We start from the raw sequence: 19,727 nt of genomic DNA on the forward strand, positions 1-19,727 counted from the left end.
TCCGGCAGCAAGCGGTCTACTCGACCTTGATGTTGTTTTCCCTGATCAGGGTGCGGAACGTTTCCCGCAGCGGCGGCAGCGTTTTCGCGAATTCGTCCGCGCCGAGGACGGCCGGCACCAGGCCGCTTTCATTGATGTACTGCGTGATGTCGGGCTGCTGCAGTACCGCCACCAGTTCCTGGCTGAGGCGGTCGACGACCGATGCGGGCGTCCCCGCGGGAGCGAACAAGCCATACCAGCCGACCGCCTCCAGGCTGGGAATACCCTGTTCTTTGAACGTCGGAATGTCGGGGAACAGCGGAATGCGGTCCGGGCCGGTGACCGCCAGGACCCGGGCCTTGCCGCTCTTGACGAAAGGGGCAATCGTGATCGGGGTCGCGATGTACCAGTCGAGGCGCCCGCCGAGAAAATCGGACACCAGGGGCGCCTCGCCCTTGTACGGGATATGGATCGAGTCGATGCCCCCGGAGCGCTTGAGGGCTTCGCTTAGGATGTGCTGGGTGCCGCCGGCGCCGGCTGTACCGTAGCTGGTCTGCCCCGGGCGCGCCTTCATGTTCTCGACGAACTCCCGTGTCGTCCTTACCGGACTGTCGGCGCGCACGACCAGCGCCAGCGGTGCCGTGCAGCACCGTGCCAGTGGCCTGAAATCCTTTTCCTCGTCATAGCGCGCGTTTGGGCTCACCATCGGCACCTGGAAGATCGTGGTGTTGGTCGAGTAGATGGTATAGCCGTCCTTTGGCCCTTTCGCCACGTGCTCGCTCGCGATGACCGTATTGCCGCCGGCGCGGTTGTCGACAATGACGGGCTGCCTGAGCCGGGGCGAAAGCTTGTCGGCGATCTTGCGCGTAATCGTGTCGGAAGCGCCGCCTGGAGCAAACGGCACCACAATGCGCACCGGCTTGTCCGGGTAGCTGCCGGCGTCGCCGGTCTGCGCGGCGGCCGGGGCGCCGAGGGCGCTGCACAGCACGAGTGTGAATATCGGCTTCATGGTTGTCTCCTTTGTCAGCCTCTTTGCACAGGATGTCGCAACGGCGTTCTCTTCATGTTTCCATTTTGTCCTGGCCAAGGCCGAGCACCGCCTTGGCCAGTATGTTCTTTTGAACCTCGGTGGTGCCGCCGAAGATCGACATTGCCCGGCGGTTCAAATAGCGCGCGGCGGCGGTCGCCGCAAAATCAGGGCCGACCGGCGTTTCATGGCCGCTGCCGAGGATGAGCGATTTCTGATAGGGCAGCGCGTAGTAGCCCGACGCCTCCATCAGCAGTTCGAGCAGGCGCTGGCAGAGTTCGGTGCCGCGGACCTTGAGTCCCGATACTGCGGGCCCGGGCTTGCTGCCGGCGGCCATCTCGGCCAGCATCTGCATCACCCGCAGGTCGAGAGCGAGCAGGCGTATTTCCACGTCGACCAGCTTGGCCCGGAACGCGGGGTCCTGGCTCAAGGGCACAGCGCCGGATGGCGAGGACTGCGCCACTTTCTTCAGTTTTCGCAGCAGGCGCCTGGCGAAGCCGACCGAGGCGTTGTCAAGCCGCTCATGCGACAGCAGGAACTTGGCGTAGCTCCAGCCCTTGCCTTCCTCGCCGATTCGGTTTTCCTTCGGAACCCGCACGTCGTTGAAGAAGATGGCGTTGAGCGAGTGCGTGCCGTCGAGGGAAGTGATCGGCCTGACCTCGACTCCCGGGCTTTTCATGTCCAGCAGCAGGAAAGTAATACCCTGCTGCGGCCGTTCTTCACGACTGGTGCGCACCAGGCAAAACATCCAGTCGGCGTAATGCGCCCAGGAGGTCCATATCTTCTGGCCGTTTACCAGATAGTGATCGCCCCGGTCCTCGGCGCGCGTCTTCAGCGCCGCCAGGTCGGAGCCGGCCATCGGCTCGGAATAGCCCTGGCACCACCATTCGGTCGACCGCAGGATCGGCCCGATGAAGCGTCTCTTTTGCTCGGGCGTGCCGTATGCCTGGATCAACGGGCCCACCATGCGCGTGCCGAAGGGCACGATAGGCGGGCAGTTCATCTCCGCGCAGATAGCGTCGAACAGATGCTGCTGCACGACGCTCCAGCCCGGACCGCCGGTTTCGGCCGGCCAGGTAAAGGCGAGCCAGCCCTGCTTCCCGAGTATCTGTTGCCAACGCACATAGTCGTCCTTGACCAGGATCTGGTCCTGGTCCACTTTCTGCGCGATATTGGCAGGAAGATGGTGCGCAATGAATGTCCGGACTTCGGTGCAGAACTCCTGGTCGGCGGCGGTAAGTGCGATTTGCATGGTCTGGTCCTCCCGCCCTCATGCCGGACGATCATTGGCAGCGCCCGCATCAAGCGTCAGTTGCGCGTACCGCTGCTCGTGCCATGACACATTGCCGAAGCAGACATCGATCATCGTCAGGCGCTTGAAATAATGGCTGACCGGCGACTCGTCCGTGACGCCCATCGCGCCGTGCATCTGCACCGCCTCCTGGCCGATCAGGCGGCCCGTTTTCCCCGCCTGGATCTTGGCTGCGGATACCGCTTTGCCGCGAGTCACCGCATCGTCGCTGTCTGCGCAGCGTACCGCATGGGCGACCACTGCCCTGGTCTCCTCCAGTGCGATATGCATGTCGACCAGCCGGTGCTGCAGCGCCTGATTGGAAGAGAGCGGGCGGCCGAACTGCTGCCGGGTCTTGACATAGTCGAGTGTCAGCTTGAAAAGCGACGTCATGGCGCCGAGCGCTTCGGCCGCGACGGCGACGGCGCCCGCATCGATGATCTTGTTCAACGCGGCGGCGCCCCGATGCACCGGCCCGAGCAAAGCGGCATGCTCCACCAGCACGTCCTGCAACCGCAGTTCGCAGGCATTGAGCCCGTCAATTGTCGGATACGGAATGACGGCGAGACCGTCGGCAGCGCGAGGCACGACGAACAGGCTCAGGCCGTCGGATGCGCGTTGGGCTCCGCGCGTGCGGGCAACCACGATATAGGCGGTGGCGCCGGCGCCGCCCAGCACCACCGCCTTGTGCCCGTTCAGCGAATAGCGACCATCGCGCTCCCGTGCCGAGGCCAGGCAGTCATGCAGGTCATAGCGGGACTGCGGCTCCGCGAACGCGAGCGCGGGCAGGCTGGCCCCTTCCAGCAGGGGTTGCAGCCAGGACTGCTTCTGCGTGTCGTCGCCCAGCGCGGCAAGCAGGCCGCCGCACAGGACGACGGCAGGCAGATAGGGTTCCGGCGCCAGGCTGGCGCCTATGCCTTCCATGATGATCGCGGCTTCGACCGGACCGCCGCCCATGCCGCCATCGGATTCGGGGAACGGCGCCGCCAGCCACCCGAATTCAGCGAAGCGGCCCCAGCTTGCGCTGTCCGCACCTGCTTGCGATCCGGGCGCCGCACGCCGCTTCTCGAATGGATAATGCTCGCGGAAGTACCGTTCCGCGCTATCGCGCAGCATCGACTGTTCCGGCGTAAGCTCCCAAGTCATGCTGTGTTTCTCTCTGTTGCCGGGCACGTTGGCGGGGGCGATTCAGGGCGCGCCATATGCCTCGCCCAGTGTGGCGGCGGTCATGCCAGTCGGGGCAAAGCGTACCCCGCAGAGCTGGAAGCCCGTAACGTCGCTTTTACATCCGGCGCGGACCGCCGCCGCCAGCATCTCGTCCGGATCGGTGACCTGCAGCGTGATACCGGAGAAAAAAGGCTGCCCTGCAGCCGGGCCGGGGATGAAGCAAATCGCGCCCCTGTCGAGATCGATCCGCGGCGGCTGCTCAGCCAGCGTGGTCAATGGCCGCTCAAGGATCTGCGCCCAATGGCCGGCGAACGCGGCCGGGTCGGGTGCCGTGATATCGATCGCCAGCATGCGCTTGGTGGTGTCGTCACGCACATGGCGTCGCCAGTCGGGCCCTGCGGGGTGATAGGGCCCTCCGGGTTCTTCACCGCCGTGGGTATGATTGAATTCGATCATGGCGGCGCCAGTGTCGCGCGGATGCAGCTGCACGCCGGTGTAATCCTCGTATTGCAGCAGGTTGGCCACGCGGATGCCGAGCGCCTCCGCGTGACGCTGGCGCCGCTGCGGATCGTCGCAGTCGAGGATCGCCATGTAGCCACCGCGTCCGCTGCGCTGCTCCAGGAAGCGGCCGGCTGCGGTGCCGGGCTGGGTCGGGGCAACGATTTCGATGAAATCGCTGCCGATCGGGAACAACACGTTTTCCAGGCCATAGCGCCTGACGTTGGGATCCCGGTAGCATGGCGACAGCCCGAGTACGGTACCCAACAGTCGTTCAGCCGGCGCGAGCTCGGGCGCGACCAGGCATACCTGGCGTAGTCGGAGGTAGCCCATGCTCATGTCCCCCTGAAAACCGGTGCACGCTTTTCAACGAAGGCCTGTGCCGCTTCCCTGTGGTCGTCCGTGCCGGCACAGCGAATGTGCCGCAGCGCTTCGGCGTCGAAGACGCTTCCGAGGTCGCCATGCTCGGCCAGGTTCAGGTTCTCCTTGATGTAGCCCAGCGCGACCGTTGGTCCGGATGCCAGGCGTGCTGCAATCCGTCGCGTCTCCTCCTCGATGTCGCTGTCCGGGAAGAGCCGGGTGACGAGGCCGATGGCCAGCGCCTGCTCGCCGTCAAGCACATCGCCCAGCAGGTAAAGTTCCCGCGCCTTTGCCGCACCCACGATCTTTGGCAGGAAATACGTGCCGCCGAAGTCGCCTGACAGGCCGACCCTGGCGAAGGCGGTGGTGAGCTTGGCGCCCGGCGTGGCGATGCGGATGTCGCATGCCAGCGCCAGCGACAGGCCTGCGCCAGCGGCGGCTCCGCGCAGTAGTGCAATGGACGGCTTGGGCATCTGGTGCAGCAGTCTCGACACTTCCATGCGCGCCCGCAATTGGCGCACTCGCTGGTCGTAGGTTGCCGTTTGTCCCCCCGTGGCCATCGCCTTCACATCGCCGCCGGAGCAGAACGCATTGCCGGCGCCGGTGAGCAGGATGGCCCTGACGGCCGGATCGCTTTCAGCCTTCCTTACGGCATCGAGCAGTCGCTGGGTAAGCTCGGGACTCAGCGCGTTGCGCACCTGCGGCCGGTTCATGACCAGCGTCAGCAAGCCATCCTCGAGCGACTCGATCAGTACGTCTTCCATGTCTCCTCCTCGTCCTATCGGTGAGGTTGGCGCCGTCGTTGCGGCGCTTGCTTGTGCCCGGCACGGCACTGCTGCCGTGCCGCCTGTTCCTACTGCATTGCCTGTTTGCGCAATTCGGTTTTCAGCACCTTGCCGATCGGACTACGCGGCAGGCCTGGGACGAATCTCAGGTCCGACAGCCGCTGCATCCTGCCGAGCCGGCTGTTTGCCCATTCGAGCATGGCCTGCGCGCTGTTGGTACTTCCATCCCTGGGCACGATAAATGCCACCGGCGTCTCGCCCCAGCGCGCGGATGGCATCCCGACCACGGCCGCCTCGGTGACATCGGCATGCTGCCTCAGCACTGCTTCGAGGTCGCTCGGATAAATATTGAAGCCGCCCGAGATAACCACATCCTTCCTGCGATCCACCAACACCAGAAAACCGTCGGCGTCGAAATAGCCGATGTCTCCGGTACGGATGAATCGCTTGCCATCGCGGTCATGCCATTCGGCCTCCGCCGTTCTGGCCGGATCGTTGTGATAGCCGGTCATCATTGTGGCGGAGTGGCCGACGATCTCGCCTGCCTGGCCCGGCGGCAGTTCATGGCCGTCATCGTCGAGGACGCGCATGTCGGTCCCGGGTGCCGGGCGCCCGACGGTATGCAGCTTGTGCGGAAATTCATGGGCGGCGAGCAGGGAGGTGCCGCCTCCTTCAGTCATGCCGTACATCTCGATCAGCCCACCCGGCCACCGGTCGAGGATGTCGGCCTTCAGCGCGGCGCTGAAGGGTGCACTGGTGCAGTATTTCATCCTGAACGACGACAGGTCAGCCTGTGCCAGGCCGGGGTACGCCATGATCCGCTGGTACTGCACCGGCACCAGCATGGTATGCGTCGCGCGATGCTTCTGCGCCATGCCAAGGTAAGCGGCGACTTCAAACTTCGGCATCAGGATGACAGTGCCGCCGAGTGCTATGGTCGGGAAGAAGCTCGCAAGCGTGGTGTTGGAATAGAGTGGGGTCGCCAGCAGCGTGACCGGTTGCGGGTGGTAATTCGGTGCCGCGCGCTGCACGTGGCCCCAGCGCATCCCGTGCGATTGCACGATTCCCTTGGGCCGGCCGGTCGTGCCCGAAGAGTAAATGATGTTGAATGGCCAGTCGGGCGCCACCGCGGGTTGCTCCCCGCCGCGATCTGCACACAGCCAGCCTGCAAGCACGCGATGGGTTCCGTCAGTGTCGAGCAGGACATGCGGTATGGTTAGCAGGCCGGGCTCGGCCTCAAGTGCTTTCTTGACTTCGCAGTCAATGAACGCCATGCGAGCATCGCTGTCGGCAATCATTGCGTACAGATCTTCCGGTCTGAGCGATGGCGCAAGTGGTGTAACGGCGATGCCGGCCCGCAGGGCGCCCAGGAAGACGACCGCGTAGGCGATTGAGGATGATGCACAAATGGCGATGGTCTGCCGTGGACCGACGCCTGCTGCGTAAAGGGAAGCGGCAACGCGATCCATCAAGACATCAAGCTCTGCGTATTCCAGCCGGTGATCATCCTGGAGCAGGGCTGGATGCGCCGGCGTGCTGTCTGCCATGCGCCGGATGCAGTCGGAAACCGAGATAAACACTTGCTGTGTGACTTCTTCAAGATTCATGAAATCCGCGACTCCTCTGTACTTGATAAAGACCGTACTTTCAGACCATGCCACTTCCACGCCGCCACGCCGCCACGCCGTTGCAACCAGATTAACGCGGCAGTCTTCCGACCTTGCCCTTGAGCGCTCCTCCCACTACACTTCATCAATTACGTTCACATATATGAACGTAATTCATATATTCGCCAGGACAAGTCTAACCTGTTTAAAGGTTCTCCAGCACCAATGCACTTGATGCAGCGCAAATCGTATAGCCGCCGCAGGCCATCGAATCACGTTGTGCCTATGCCGCACGAGAAGGAAGAGTCCATGAACGAAGACGCAGACGATGAAACGGGAGGCGCGCAGCCTGCGGCAGGCGACGCACGAGATCTGAAAAGGCGCAGCGGACCGATGTCGGTTGCGCGTGTGCTCGGCATTATGGAGATGCTGGCTGCCGAGCCCATGCCCCTCGCGGCTCTGGCCAAGCAGATGAGCGCGCCCAAGCCGAGCATGCTCAATATTCTTGGCGAACTGTCGGCACTTGGCTTTGTCAGACGCGACGAGAATGGCCGGTACCTGCTCGGCGGCCGTGCATTCCGGCTGGCGTCGATGATGAGTTTTTCCGGCTCGCTCAGCACATCGGTGCGCACCACGCTCATCGAGATAAGCCACGCGCTGGAGGCAGCCGTTTCCATTGGCTACCTGGACCAAAGTTCCCGTGGGCTGGTCTATGCGGATCGCTACGGGGAAAGCAGCGCCGTCCGTTATGTGGTCAAGTTTGGCGGACAGGTTCACTTGCATACGCGGGCCACGGCGAAGCTTTTGGTCGGGTATGAAAGCGAGGACACCTGGCGCGAGTGGTTTGGCCCCGAGCCCTACGCGCAGCTTACACCGCACAGCCACAAAAGCTTCTCGTCGCTGTATCCGGAGCTGGTTGAAGTCCGTAAGTGCGGTGTCGCGTGGACCTATTCGGAGCAGTACGAAGGGATCAGCGGGTGTGCAGTTCCGGTTTACGGCAGCGACGGCAAAGTGGTTGCTGGCTTGGGCATGGTGATGATAGGCGAAGCGATGACACGCAACCGCGCCCGTGTGTTGGCCGTACTTCAGGCAGCGGCCGAGACCGTATCGGCCGAGTTTATTCTGAAGCGCATAACGAGCGCGACACTGCCGGGCCACCTGTAGCGGACAATCGTGTCCACTTTGCGTCCATGCAGAGGATCTGCTTACTGGCCTGGAGCGTATCCTGTACATGCACATCATCTGCGCAGTTGCGCTGAATTTCTTTCATAGCGCTCGCCTGAGCCAGGAATGCGGAGGCTGGGGCCTTTACCCGCTTCTATCCGCCGCAGGCTACCGAAAGCGTGTATGGGCTTGTGCAGGACGCGTAGCTCTGATGCGTTGAGTTTGCGGCGATTCAACATCAAATCAGCTTTGGCGGGAAGCTGTAAATCATTATGGATTCGTTTGCCCGGGCCATGGAGATCCTGCTGAAGGAAAGCGCGTTGCAGGATCGTCCCCCGTACCGTCCATTGCCCGACATGTGGAAGCATGCCGATCGCAATTCGGGCCATGTGCAGACACGCGTGACAACCGCATGCATCGTGACAGAGCTGCTGCTTCTATTCTCACATTGCGAAGGTGAAAGATATGAAGTTGCCTGTCATGTTGCTTGACAAGCGCAAGCTGCGGCCGGCGTTTGGATACGTCTTTGCTAAGCGCCTGCTCGACCCACATGCATTCATCGCGCCCATCCCATGGAAGTTAGGGCGGCCGAATTAAGTGTTGATGCGTCTTAGAATACTGGGTATTATTTGTTCAAACGACCCTGCAGGCACCGCCTAGACCAAGCTGCAGGGCTCGAAAACTAAAGTGTACAGCTTATGCGCGCCATACCTGCGAGGGCCAAAGAGCCAAGGTGGCGCAAGCGAAGACCTTCTGGGTCTGAGAGGCATGGAGCTGTGGAGGAGACAATATGGAGTCCGTTCATCCTAAAATGGGGAGTTCGGTATGCTTTGTTCCCCGTTCTTTTCCGTGGCCCGTCATCGCTTTAATTCCTGAGCGACCAGCGTCCGGTTTGCAAATACGCGCTGTTGTCTGATGCACGCCTATATTCTCAGGCGCCTTCTTGCTCTTGTTCCAACGCTGTTTTTTGCAAGCGTCATTGTCTTTGCCATCGTTCGCATGGTTCCCGGCGATGTTATCGACATGATGATGAGCCAGAACGATATCAGCGCCAACTCGCTGGGCCGTGATGAGCTGATACATGCGCTCGGTTTCGACCGCCCGATGTGGGAACAGTATCTGCGCTGGGTGAACGGGATCCTGCTGCATGGCGATCTCGGCAATTCACTGTGGCAGGGCACGCCGGTGCTCGAGATGATCATGGCACGGGTGCCGGCCACGTTCTCGCTAGGCGTAATGGCACTCATTGTGGCCCTGGCGATTGCCTTGCCCATCGGCGTGTATTCAGCCATTCGGCAGGACACGATTGGCGACTATATCGCCAGATCATTTTCCATACTGATGCTGGCCGTGCCCAGCTTTTGGCTGGGTACCATGATCATGGTATTCCCGTCCATCTGGTGGGGCTGGTCCCCTGAGGTAAATTACGTTCCCTTCCTTGCTGACCCGCTGCAGCACGTCAAGCAAATGCTGGTGCCGGCGCTGATTCTAGGCATGGCGCTGTCAGCGATAACGATGCGCTTGACCCGCACCATGATGCTCGAAGTTCTGCGCCAGGATTACATACGCACCGCCTGGGCCAAAGGACTGGGCGAACCTGTGGTGGTGCTCCGGCATGCGCTTCGCAATGCAATGGTCCCGGTCGTGACGCTGATAGGCCTGCAGGCTCCCTTGCTGATCGGTGGCGCCGTGGTGATTGAGCAGATATTCGTGCTGCCCGGCATGGGGTTGCTGCTGCTGGACGCGGTGCAGCAGCGTGATTACCCGGTCATTACAGGCGTGTTCCTGATCACAGGCGTGGCGGTCATGGTGATTAACTTGCTAGTGGACTTGAGTTACGGGCTGTTCGACCCGAAAGTGAGGCATCGATAATGGCCAGTAGCATTGAAGCCCTGCAAGCCGATGTGCCGAAGTTGTCCGCAGCGACGCCCCGGCACCGGTCCACGCCGGCCAGCATCTGGCGCTTCATCAAGCGCCTGTTTCGTGAAAAGCCGCTCGGAGCGGCAGGCGCGGTCATTTGCCTGATCTTCCTGTTCTGCGGAATTTTTGCCGATGTGCTGGCGCCATACGGGATGAACGAGATCAAGCTGAGCGCCCGCTTGAAGCCGCCATCCTGGGACCATCCTTTCGGCACGGACAATCTCGGCCGCGACCTGCTGTCGCGCTGCCTGTACGGGGCGCAGCTGTCGGTAATCATCGGACTCGCCGCCGCATCGCTGGCAACGGTGATCTCGGTGATGCTGGGGCTGCTGAGCGGTTACCTCGGCGGCAAATTCGACATGATCGTGCAGCGCCTGGTCGACGCGTGGATGAGCTTTCCAGACTTGATCATTCTGATTGTCGTGGTGGCCGTGCTGGGTCCCGGCACATGGCAGATAATCGGGGTGCTGGGCCTGCTGCTTGGGATTGGCGGCTCGCGCATTATCCGCAGCGCAGTGATTTCGGTGCGTGAAAACATGTACGTCCATGCCGCGCAGTCGATCGGCGCTTCCACCGGGCGCATCCTGTGGCGCCACATCCTGCCCAACGTGCTGCCGCCCATTATCGTGCTGTTCACCACACGCGTCGGAACGGTCATTCTTGCCGAGTCCGCCTTGTCTTTTCTTGGGCTCGGCGTGCCGCCACCCGTCCCGACCTGGGGCGGCATGCTATCGGGCAGCGGGCGTACCTTCATGTTCCAGGGACCCTGGCTGGTTATCTTTCCCGGGCTGTGCCTGACCCTGGTGGTTTATGCGATCAATATTTACGGCGATGCGCTGCGCGATCTTTTCGACCCCCGGATGCGCGGATCGCGGTAGGTCGGCGAGTGCGAATTGCTCGAATGCGCTTGGCTGTGCAACGACAAAAACGACAGTGAAGGAGACAGGCAGATGCGGACGGTGAAAATTGCAGCAAAGTCTGGCGCGCTTGCGCTTGGTCTGGTAACAGCGCTGTCTTCCGGCGGCGCGGCGGCGCAGGCAGAGGCGCCGAAATATGGCGGCAATCTCGAGATCGGGACGGTCTATGTGACGCTGTCAGCATTGTCGTGGGATCCGGCCGACTGGAACTGGAAGCAGAATCATGACACCGGCCAGTACTACGAGCAGTTATTCGCCGGCGACCTGCTTAAAGCCAAGCGCCTGGGCGGCAGCCACACCTTCATTCCCGACGCATGGCTGCCCTCGGACGCGATACGGGGCGAGCTTGCGGAAAGCTGGAAGTGGATTGATCCGCTTACGCTGGAAATCAAGCTGCGCAAGGGCGTGAAATTTCCGGCCAAGCCGGGTGTCATGGAGGAGCGCGAACTGGTGGCGCAAGACGTCGTCTACAGCTTCAACCGGCAGAACAGCAGCCCGAAAAAGATACCGACCTACTTCGACCATATCGACAAGTTCGAGGCGATCGACAAGCACACGGTTGTCATAAAGTTCAAGCACTACAACGCTGAATGGGACTATCGCTTCGGATGGGGTTACTACTCCGGCATCGTGCCCAAGGAAGTGGTTGACGCCGGCGTGGGCAACTGGAAGAACGCCAATGGCAGCGGCCCCTTCATGCTGACCGACTTCGTGCAAGGGAATTCGAATACCTATGCCAAGAACCCGGTCTACTGGGGAAGGGAAAAGATAGGCGACAAGGAATACAAGCTGCCCTTCGTTGACAAGGTGGTGTTCCGCACCATCAAGGATGAGGCGACCCAGCATTCGGCGCTGCGTACCGGCAAGCTGGATATCCTGGAAATCGTGCGCTGGCAGGCAGTCGATGAGTTGAAGAAGAGCGCCCCCCAGCTGAAGTGGAACAGGTGGCTGCATACGAACGGCCAGTTTCTCGCCATGCGTGTCGATACCAAGCCGTTCAACGACATCCGTGTGCGCCGCGCATTGAATCTGGCGGTGGACCAGAAAGCGATCGTCAAGGATTTCTATAACGGCAATGCGGAGCTGTTCGCTTATCCGCAGCATCCGGACTATGTGGGCTATTACGAACCGCTGAGCGCGATGCCGGCGGCGGCCCAGGAGTTGTTCACCTACGATCCGGCCAAGGCCAAAAAGCTGCTGGCGGAAGCAGGCTATCCCAAGGGCTTTTCCTTCAAGGTGCAGGTCTGTTCCTGCCAGGCAGACCATCTGGAACTGCTGCCCCTGATCTCTTCCTACCTTGAACAGGTCGGCGTGAAGCTCGAAGTGCAGACCATGGAGTACGGCGCCTTCCTTTCGGCGATGACGAGCAAGAAGAACGAACCCGGCTACCTGATGCAGAACGGCCATACCAATCCGACGACGACCATACGCAAGAGCTTCGTGACAGGGCAGGTGTGGAACCCGGCGCAGTGGGCCGACCCGGAGTACGACAAGAAGATGGAAGAGGTATACCTCGAGCGTGACGAACAGAAACGGCAGCGGATGCTGAAGCTGATGACGCGCGAGATCGTCGAGAAAGCGCCCTACATCTGGTTGCCGACGCCTTACAACTACACCGCATGGTGGCCCTGGGTCAAGAACTACGGCGGTGAACTAAGGGCTGGCGCCGTGCGGCCCGCACCAATCTATGCGCGTATCTGGGTCGATCAGGACTTGAAGAAGAAGATGGGATTTTAATTCTATGATCCTTTATCGCCGGAAGCAACGGATGCCTGATCACTTTTTTGGGGAACCGGGACCATGAGCTCGCCGATACTGCAGGTCAAAAACCTGACCACACGCTTTCGAACCGAGCGCGGCATGGCGACTGCAGTTGACCAAGTGTCGTTCGAGGTTGCGCCCGGCGAAACGTTGGCCATCGTTGGCGAGTCCGGATCGGGCAAAAGCGTTACCGCGTTGTCGATACTTGGCTTGATCCCTGACCCGCCGGGAAAGATCGTCGGGGGCGAAATCCTGTTCGACGGCCAGGACCTGCTGAAGATGAGCAAGGCGGAAATGCGTGCGATCCGGGGCAACCGCATCGCCATGATCTTCCAGGAGCCGATGTCGTCGATGAACCCGGCGCTCACGGTGGGGATGCAGATCGCCGAGCCCATCAACCTGCATCGCCGCACGCCCTGGAAGAAAGCACTGGACATGGCGCTTACCCTGCTGGGCAAAGTGCAGATTCCTGACCCGGCAAGCAGGGTAAGCGCCTATCCCCACCAGTTTTCGGGCGGGATGCGCCAGCGAGGGATGATCGCGATGGCGCTGGCCTGCGAGCCCAGGCTGATCATCGCAGACGAGCCGACCACGGCGCTGGACGTGACGGTGCAGGCGCAGATCCTCGACCTGCTGAAAGACCTGGCCAGCAATTCGGGCACCGCATTGATCCTGATCACCCATGACCTGGGGGTGGTGGCGCGTTATGCGGACCGGGTAGCGGTAATGTATGGCGGGCGCATCATCGAAACCGCGCCTGCGGCCGACCTGTACGCCCGGCCGCGGCATCCCTACACCCGCGGGCTGATGGCTTCCGTTCCGCGTATCGACGGCGATACGAGCCGCCCGCTGATCCCCATCGAGGGGCAGCCGCCGGACCTGACCGCCTTGCCGGAAGGATGCGCTTTCATGCCGCGCTGCAAAGAGGCAAGCGAGCAATGCCGAACCACCCGGCCCACGCTGCGGCAGGTGGGCGAACGTCACTTCAAGGCCTGTCTCATCGATGATTAATATCCCCAGTGCGGACGTGCGCTCCAATGGGAGCAGCGCCGATGAAATCCTGCGGGTCGAGAACCTGCATGTCCATTTTCCGGTGACCAAGGGCATCCTGGTCAAGAAGCAGGTCGGATCGGTCAAGGCAGTCGATGGCGTTTCCTTTTCCCTCAGGCGTGGCGAGACGCTCGGGCTGGTGGGGGAAAGCGGCTGCGGCAAGTCGACCACCGGCCTGGCTTTGATACACATGCTTGCGGCTACAGGCGGGCGCATCCTGTTCGAGGGCGATGACATCACTTCCTTCAGCAAGGCGCAGGTCAAGGACTTCCATCGCCGCGTGCAGATGGTGTACCAGGATCCTTATGGTTCGCTCAATCCCCGCATGACGGTCAGCGACATCATCGGTGAGCCGCTCGAAGTGCATGGCTTGGACAAGGACCGGGCCCGGTATCGCGCCCGGATTGCGGAACTGCTGGACCTGGTCGGGCTGGCGCCCTACATGGCGGATCGCTATCCGCATGAGTTTTCCGGGGGGCAGCGGCAGCGCATCGGCATTGCCCGCGCGCTTGCGCTGGAGCCCAGCCTCATCGTCTGCGACGAGCCGGTCTCGGCACTCGACGTATCGATACAGGCGCAGGTGGTCAACGTCTTCATGGAGCTCCAGCGCCGTCTTGGCCTGACCTTCATCTTCATTGCACATGACTTGGCGGTGGTCAGGCATATCAGCGACCGGATCGCGGTGATGTACCTGGGCCGCATCGTGGAAATCGCCCCGCGCGACGAGTTGTACAGCAATCCGCTGCATCCTTACACGAGCGCCCTGCTGTCGGCCGTTCCGGTGGCGGATGTCGAAACCGAGGCAAAGCGGGCGCGGATCATCGTGAAGGGCGAAGTGCCGAGCCCGCTGAATCCGCCGTCCGGCTGCCGCTTCCATCCGCGCTGCCCGATGGCGATGGACAAGTGCAAGAACGAGATCCCGGCGCTTTCCGACCAGGGCAGCGGGCGCATCGTCGCCTGCCATCTGCATCCATAGGCGCGCGTAGGCGGAGCGCAAGGCAGGGGGCCTGCCCCCTGCGCCGGAAGGCCGCCTACAGGTCCCTGAACGACTTCCCCTGCGCCACCAGGTCCACCAGCAGTTGCGCCGGCCTGAAGTCGTCGCCGAACTGTGCCTGGAATTCCCGCATCTTGGCCAGCACCTTGTCCAGGCCGATGGCGTCGCCATAGAACATCGGGCCGCCGCGGTACACTGGCCAGCCGTAGCCGTTGACCCAGACCACATCGATGTCGGAAGCGCGGATGGCAATGCCTTCTTCCAGGATTTTCGCGCCTTCATTGATCATCGGGTAGATGCAGCGTTCCAGTATTTCCTGGTCCGACACCTCGCGCCTGCTCTTGCCCTTGGAAGCCGCGAACTCGTGGATCATCTTTTCGACCACCGGCGATGGCAAGGCAGTGCGCCTCTCGTCGTAGTCATAAAATCCAGCGCTGGTCTTTTGGCCGCGGCGATCCATTTCGCAAAGGATTTCCCGCAGCGTCGACCCGGTGGATTTTTCCCTGGTCCAGCCCAGGTCCAGGCCGGCCAGGTCGCTCATCGCGAACGGGCCCATGGGGAATCCGAAGTCATAGAGAATCCGGTCCACGTCCCACGGCATCGGCCCTTCGAGGACCAGCTTGCTGGCCTCACGCTGCCGCTGTGCCAGCATGCGGTTGCCGACGAAGCCCGGGCATACGCCCACCAGCACCGCAACCTTGCCGATCCTTCGCGCCAGTTGCATCGCGGTGGCGACCACGGGTCTGGACGTCTTTTCGCCACGCACCACTTCAAGCAGTTTCATCACATTCGCCGGCGAGAAGAAGTGCAGGCCGATCACGGCCTCGGGGCGGCTGGTCGCCGCGGCGATTTCATTGAGATCGAGCGCGGAAGTGTTCGATGCCAGGATGGCGTCAGGCCTGGCAATCCTGTCGAGCTTGCTGAACAACTCCTTCTTGACATCCATGTTCTCGAAGACCGCCTCGATCAACAGGTCGGCAGCCCCGAGATCTTCCGGCGCCAGCGAGCCGGTCAGCAGCGCCATGCGCTTTTCCACGTCATCGCTGCTCAGACGCCCCTTTTTGGCGGTGTTCTCGTAATTGGTCCGTATCGTCCGCAGGCCGCGATCCAGGGCCTGCTGGCTGGTCTCGACAATCGCGACCGGAATGCCGGCATTGAGGAAGTTCATCGCGATGCCGCCGCCCATCGTGCCGGCGCCGATGATGCCCACCGTATTGACAGGGATCACCGGCGTGTCGGACGGCACATCGGGGATATTCCATGCCTGGCGCGAAGCGAAGAAATAGTAGCGCTGCGCCGAGGACTGGGGGCCGTTCATCAGTTCGACAAACAGTTCGCGCTCCCTGGCAAGTCCCTCGTCGAACGGCAGGTTGACCGCCGCCTCGATGCACTGGATATTGAATTCGGGGGCGATGAAGCCGCGGAACTTGCGGGCATTGGCCTTGCGGAACTGCGCGAACACCTCCGGCTTGCCGCGCGCGGCTTCCACCTTTTCGTTCATGTCCCGCACTTTCGTCAGCGGTCTTCCTTCGGCAGCTACCCTGCGGGCAAAGGCAATCGCGCCGTCGCGCAGGCTGCCTTCGGGCACGAGTTCGTCGATCAGGCCCATTTGATGCGCCTCCCTGGCCGGGACATGCGCGCCCGAGGTCACCATCTCCAGCGCTTTCTCGACGCCGACGATGCGCGGCAGGCGTTGGGTGCCGCCGGCGCCCGGCAGCAGGCCGAGATTGACTTCGGGCAGGCCGCATCGCGCCGACGGCACCGCCACCCGGTAATGGCAGACCAGCGCCACTTCCAGGCCGCCGCCCAGCGCAGTGCCATGGATGGCCGCTATCACCGGCTTGGGCGAGTTTTCGATGCATTCCTGCACCTTGGCCAGCGGCAGGCCGGCGATCGGCTTGCCGAACTCGGTAATGTCGGCGCCGGCAATAAAGGTCTTGCCGGCGCAGATCAGCACGATGGCTTCCACGGCGGGATTCTTTAGCGCCAGTTCCATGCCTTCGTAGATCGCATTGCGTACCGCCGCCGACAGCGCGTTGACGGGCGGGGAATTCAGGGTGATCAGCGCGACATTGCCTTCGATGGCCACGTCGCTGATGGAATTATTTACAGCCATTGCTTGGTCTCCAGTGCAGGATTTCAGACAGCCCGCAAATACGGAATGCAGGAATTGCTTGTCATGGTTCAATAGATTTCGAACAGGCCGGCCGCCCCCATGCCGCCGCCGACGCACATCGTCACCACGCCATACCTGGCGCCGCGCCGCTTGCCTTCGATCAGCACGTGCCCGGCCATGCGCGCGCCCGACATGCCATAGGGATGGCCGATGGAGATCGCGCCGCCCGATACATTGAGCCTGTCGTTGGGGATGCCCAGCTTGTCGCGGCAATACAGCACCTGGCTGGCAAATGCTTCGTTCAATTCCCAGATGCCGATGTCGTCCACGCTCAGGCCGTGCAGCTTCAGCAGTTTCGGAATTGCAAACACCGGCCCGATGCCCATTTCATCCGGGTCGCAGCCGGCGACGGCCATGCCGCGATACACGCCCAGCGGCGACAGGCCGCGGCGCTCTGCTTCCGTGGCCTCCATCAGCACCATGGCCGAAGCGCCGTCGGAAAGCTGGGACGCGTTCCCGGCGGTAATGAAGCGGCCTTCCTTGATGCGTTGGCCGCCCTTGAATACCGGCTGCAATGCATTCAGGTCCGCCAGCGCGGTGCCAGGGCGGTTGCCTTCGTCAAGCGCCAGCGTGACCGTCTTTTCACTGACGGCGCCAGTGGCCTTGTCCGTGATCAGCATGGTGGTGGTGGTCGGCGCGATCTCGGTGCTGAAGCGGCCTTCCCGCTGTGCCTGGGCGGTGCGCTGCTGCGACTGCAGCGCGTACTCGTCCTGCCGGTCGCGGCTGACGCCGTAACGGTCGGCGACGATCTCGGCGGTTTCCAGCATGGTCATGTAAATCTGCGGCAGGTTTTCGGCCAGGAAGGGATCGCGCGCACGGTAGCCATTCATCTTGTCGTTCTGCACCAGCGAGATCGACTCCACGCCGCCGCCGATGGCAATCTGCATGCCGTCCGCCATGATCTGTTTGGCCGCCGTGGCGATGGCCATCAGGCCGGATGAGCACTGGCGGTCCAGCGTCATGCCTGGCACGGTGAGCGGCAGGCCGGCGCGCAGAAGCGCCTGGCGCGCGGTATTGCCGCCCGACGAGCCCTGCTGCAACGCGCAGCCCATGATGACGTCCTCGACCTGCGCCGCCTCGATGCCGGCGCGCGCAATTGCGTTCGCGATCGCATGGGCGCCCAACTCCTGGGCCTGGGTATTGTTGAAGGCGCCGCGATGCGCCTTGCCGATCGGGGTGCGGGCGGTGGAAATAATGACTGCTTCACGCATGATGGAAACTCCTCGGAGTGGTTGATTCAGGAATCCGGCGGGCGGCCGGTTCATTGGGAATGCGCAGGGCCGGACACGTCCTTCGCAATGGCCAGGAAGCGGTCGAGCTGCTCGCGCACCTGCTTCTTGTTGTACTTGCCGACGCTGGTCTTGGGTATGTCCCTGGTGATGGCCACCAGCCTAGGCAGCATCCACTTGGTGATCTTGCCCGTGTCGACGCCGTGCCTGATCAGGAAGTCGATGACGTCCTGTTCACTGGCCTCATGGCCAGGCCGCAGGCTCACCAGCGCCAGGGGCTTCTCGCCCCAGACCGGGTCGGGCACACCGACCACCATGGCCTCAAGCACGAAGTCGGCCATTGAAATAAGGTTTTCGAGCAATACCGTGGGGACCATCTCGGCGCCGCTGCGGATCACGTCCTTCAGCCTGTCGGCGATCACGATATAGCCTTCGGCGTCGACCTTGGCGATGTCGCCAGTGTGGAACCAGCCGTCGCGCCAGACTTCCGCGGTGCGCTCGGGCGCCCTGAAATACTGTTCGGTCACCCATGGGCCGCGAATCACGATCTCGCCGACCGTGCGGTCGTCCTGCGGCACCGGGTTGCCGTCCGGGTCCACCACCCGCACTTCCAGGCCGGGAAGGGGCAGGCCGGTCTTGACCATGATTTCATCGATCTGCTCCCGGCCCCAGTCCACCATGTGTTTCTTCACAAAGGACATGATGGTGGTCGGCGCCGTCTCTGTCATGCCGTAGCCGGAGCTGACGCGAAAATTCGGCATCAGCTGCTCCAGCTTGGTCTTCAGCCCCAGCGGCAGCGCGCCGCCGCCCACGCCAATGCGCGTCAGGCTGCTGAGGTCGTACTTGTCCAGGTCCGGGTATTCCAGCAGCATCGCGGCAACGGTAGGCACGATGCCGACCGAGGTCACTTTCTCGCGCTCCACCAGCTCGCAGAATCCCTGCACGGTGAAGCTGCCCGGCAGCACAATTTTCTGCGCGCTGAACACATTGATGAACGGCGCACCCCAGCCATGGATATGGAACATCGGCGTGTTCAGCATTGGCACCGCGTTTTCGCCAAGGCGCGCGCCCACGCCGGCGTCGATGTCGTGCTGCGGCGTGTTGACCACGCTCGGCATCGCCATCACGTGCAGCGTCATCAGATAGAGCTGGCGGTGGGTGAACATCGCGCCCTTGGGCTGGCCGGTGGTGCCGGTGGTGTAGCAGAGCGTCGCATTGGTGTCTTCGTGCAGGTAAGGCCAGTCATACTGGTCCGGCTGCTGCGCCAGCAGCGCTTCGTAGGAAACCAGGTTCTTGACCCGGGTTTCCGGCAGGCCGGGGCGGTCCGACATGTAGACGAACATCTCGACCGTGTCCTTGATATGGTCATAGATGTTTTCCAGCAGCGGCATCACGGCGTCATCGATGAACACGATCTTGTCCTGCGCGTGATTGATCGTGTAGATGACGTGCTCAGGCGCCAGGCGGACATTGATCGGGTGCAGCGTGGCGCCCATGCACGGCACCGCGTAATACAGTTCCAGGTGGCGATGGGTGTTGAGCGCCATGGTGCCGATGCGGTCGCCCGGCGCGCCTGGCCGGCCCGGCTTCACGCCGAACTGGCTCTGCAGCATGTGCGCCAGCTGCGCGGTCCGGCGGTACCACTGGTCCCAGGTGAAGCGGGAATATTCACCGGTGACATGGTTGCGGTAGACCACGCCGATCTGCTGGGGATACAGGCTGACCGGCCGCTTCATGAACGTAGTCAGCAGCAGCGGATAGTGGGTGCTGAATTCAGGGTAGGTTCCGGATTCCACGTTGTC

At 62.3% G+C, this 19,727-nt stretch carries 16 protein-coding genes; 6 read left to right on the top strand and 10 right to left on the bottom strand.

The features are described 5' to 3' along the window. Positions 1 to 16: 16 nt before the first annotated feature. The 6 genes from IGW04_RS20340 to IGW04_RS20365 all read right to left on the bottom strand — a co-directional run bounded on the left by IGW04_RS20340 (position 17) and on the right by IGW04_RS20365 (position 6,714). Positions 17 to 988 (bottom strand): Bug family tripartite tricarboxylate transporter substrate binding protein, encoded by a 972-nt coding sequence (locus IGW04_RS20340; protein ID WP_194714926.1) that lies wholly within the window; start codon positions 986 to 988, stop codon positions 17 to 19. A gap of 52 nt (positions 989 to 1,040) precedes the next feature. Further along, positions 1,041 to 2,258, bottom strand: a complete 1,218-nt coding sequence (locus IGW04_RS20345; RefSeq protein ID WP_194714927.1) for an acyl-CoA dehydrogenase family protein — start codon at positions 2,256 to 2,258, stop codon at positions 1,041 to 1,043. An 18-nt stretch (positions 2,259 to 2,276) separates the two neighbouring features. Next, on the bottom strand, positions 2,277 to 3,443 hold the full coding sequence (locus IGW04_RS20350; RefSeq protein WP_194714928.1) for an acyl-CoA dehydrogenase family protein: 1,167 nt from the start codon (positions 3,441 to 3,443) through the stop codon (positions 2,277 to 2,279). 42 nt (positions 3,444 to 3,485) lie between these two features. Further along, entirely contained in the window at positions 3,486 to 4,301 is an 816-nt protein-coding gene (locus IGW04_RS20355) for a VOC family protein (RefSeq protein ID WP_194714929.1), read from the bottom strand. Further along, positions 4,298 to 5,086, bottom strand: coding sequence for an enoyl-CoA hydratase (locus IGW04_RS20360; RefSeq protein WP_194714930.1), 789 nt, complete (start codon positions 5,084 to 5,086; stop codon positions 4,298 to 4,300). The genes IGW04_RS20355 and IGW04_RS20360 overlap by 4 nt, the downstream gene beginning before the upstream one ends. Before the next feature lie 89 nt (positions 5,087 to 5,175). Next, complete coding sequence (locus IGW04_RS20365; RefSeq protein ID WP_194714931.1) at positions 5,176 to 6,714, bottom strand: class I adenylate-forming enzyme family protein; 1,539 nt, start codon at positions 6,712 to 6,714, stop codon at positions 5,176 to 5,178. A gap of 309 nt (positions 6,715 to 7,023) precedes the next feature. Between IGW04_RS20365 and IGW04_RS20370 the strand changes: the two genes are divergently transcribed. After that, entirely contained in the window at positions 7,024 to 7,878 is an 855-nt protein-coding gene (locus IGW04_RS20370) for an IclR family transcriptional regulator (RefSeq protein WP_194714932.1), read from the top strand. A 74-nt stretch (positions 7,879 to 7,952) separates the two neighbouring features. On the opposite strand, the gene IGW04_RS20375 is transcribed toward IGW04_RS20370, so the two are convergent. After that, positions 7,953 to 8,267 (bottom strand): hypothetical protein, encoded by a 315-nt coding sequence (locus IGW04_RS20375; protein ID WP_194714933.1) that lies wholly within the window; start codon positions 8,265 to 8,267, stop codon positions 7,953 to 7,955. A 526-nt stretch (positions 8,268 to 8,793) separates the two neighbouring features. Here IGW04_RS20375 and IGW04_RS20380 point away from each other — a divergent pair. The 5 genes from IGW04_RS20380 to IGW04_RS20400 all read left to right on the top strand — a co-directional run bounded on the left by IGW04_RS20380 (position 8,794) and on the right by IGW04_RS20400 (position 14,502). Further along, on the top strand, positions 8,794 to 9,750 hold the full coding sequence (locus IGW04_RS20380; RefSeq protein WP_194714934.1) for an ABC transporter permease: 957 nt from the start codon (positions 8,794 to 8,796) through the stop codon (positions 9,748 to 9,750). Then, a complete protein-coding gene (locus IGW04_RS20385; RefSeq protein ID WP_194714935.1) occupies positions 9,750 to 10,676 on the top strand; it encodes an ABC transporter permease in 927 nt (308 codons plus the stop codon). The genes IGW04_RS20380 and IGW04_RS20385 overlap by 1 nt, the downstream gene beginning before the upstream one ends. Before the next feature lie 72 nt (positions 10,677 to 10,748). Then, positions 10,749 to 12,452, top strand: a complete 1,704-nt coding sequence (locus tag IGW04_RS20390; RefSeq protein ID WP_194714936.1) for an ABC transporter substrate-binding protein — start codon at positions 10,749 to 10,751, stop codon at positions 12,450 to 12,452. Positions 12,453 to 12,515: 63 nt separating this feature from the next. Continuing rightward, entirely contained in the window at positions 12,516 to 13,487 is a 972-nt protein-coding gene (locus tag IGW04_RS20395; RefSeq protein ID WP_194714937.1) for an ABC transporter ATP-binding protein, read from the top strand. Beyond that, positions 13,480 to 14,502, top strand: a complete 1,023-nt coding sequence (locus IGW04_RS20400) for an ABC transporter ATP-binding protein (protein ID WP_194714938.1) — start codon at positions 13,480 to 13,482, stop codon at positions 14,500 to 14,502. The genes IGW04_RS20395 and IGW04_RS20400 overlap by 8 nt, the downstream gene beginning before the upstream one ends. A 55-nt stretch (positions 14,503 to 14,557) precedes the next feature. Here the strand turns inward: IGW04_RS20400 and IGW04_RS20405 are convergent, their stop codons facing one another. The 3 genes from IGW04_RS20405 to IGW04_RS20415 form a co-directional block, all read right to left on the bottom strand. After that, the gene (locus IGW04_RS20405) at positions 14,558 to 16,636 is read right to left on the bottom strand and encodes a 3-hydroxyacyl-CoA dehydrogenase NAD-binding domain-containing protein (RefSeq protein ID WP_194714939.1); all 2,079 of its coding nucleotides are present in this window, start codon (positions 16,634 to 16,636) and stop codon (positions 14,558 to 14,560) included. 68 nt (positions 16,637 to 16,704) lie between these two features. Then, positions 16,705 to 17,907 carry an acetyl-CoA C-acyltransferase gene (locus tag IGW04_RS20410; RefSeq protein ID WP_194714940.1) on the bottom strand — a complete coding sequence of 401 codons (1,203 nt, stop codon included), beginning with the start codon at positions 17,905 to 17,907 and terminating at the stop codon, positions 16,705 to 16,707. Positions 17,908 to 17,957: 50 nt separating this feature from the next. Then, complete coding sequence (locus IGW04_RS20415) at positions 17,958 to 19,721, bottom strand: long-chain-fatty-acid--CoA ligase (protein ID WP_194714941.1); 1,764 nt, start codon at positions 19,719 to 19,721, stop codon at positions 17,958 to 17,960. Between the last annotated feature and the right edge of the window lie 6 nt (positions 19,722 to 19,727).

This window comes from Noviherbaspirillum soli (assembly GCF_015352955.1).
GTDB lineage: Bacteria > Pseudomonadota > Gammaproteobacteria > Burkholderiales > Burkholderiaceae_D > Noviherbaspirillum_A > Noviherbaspirillum_A soli.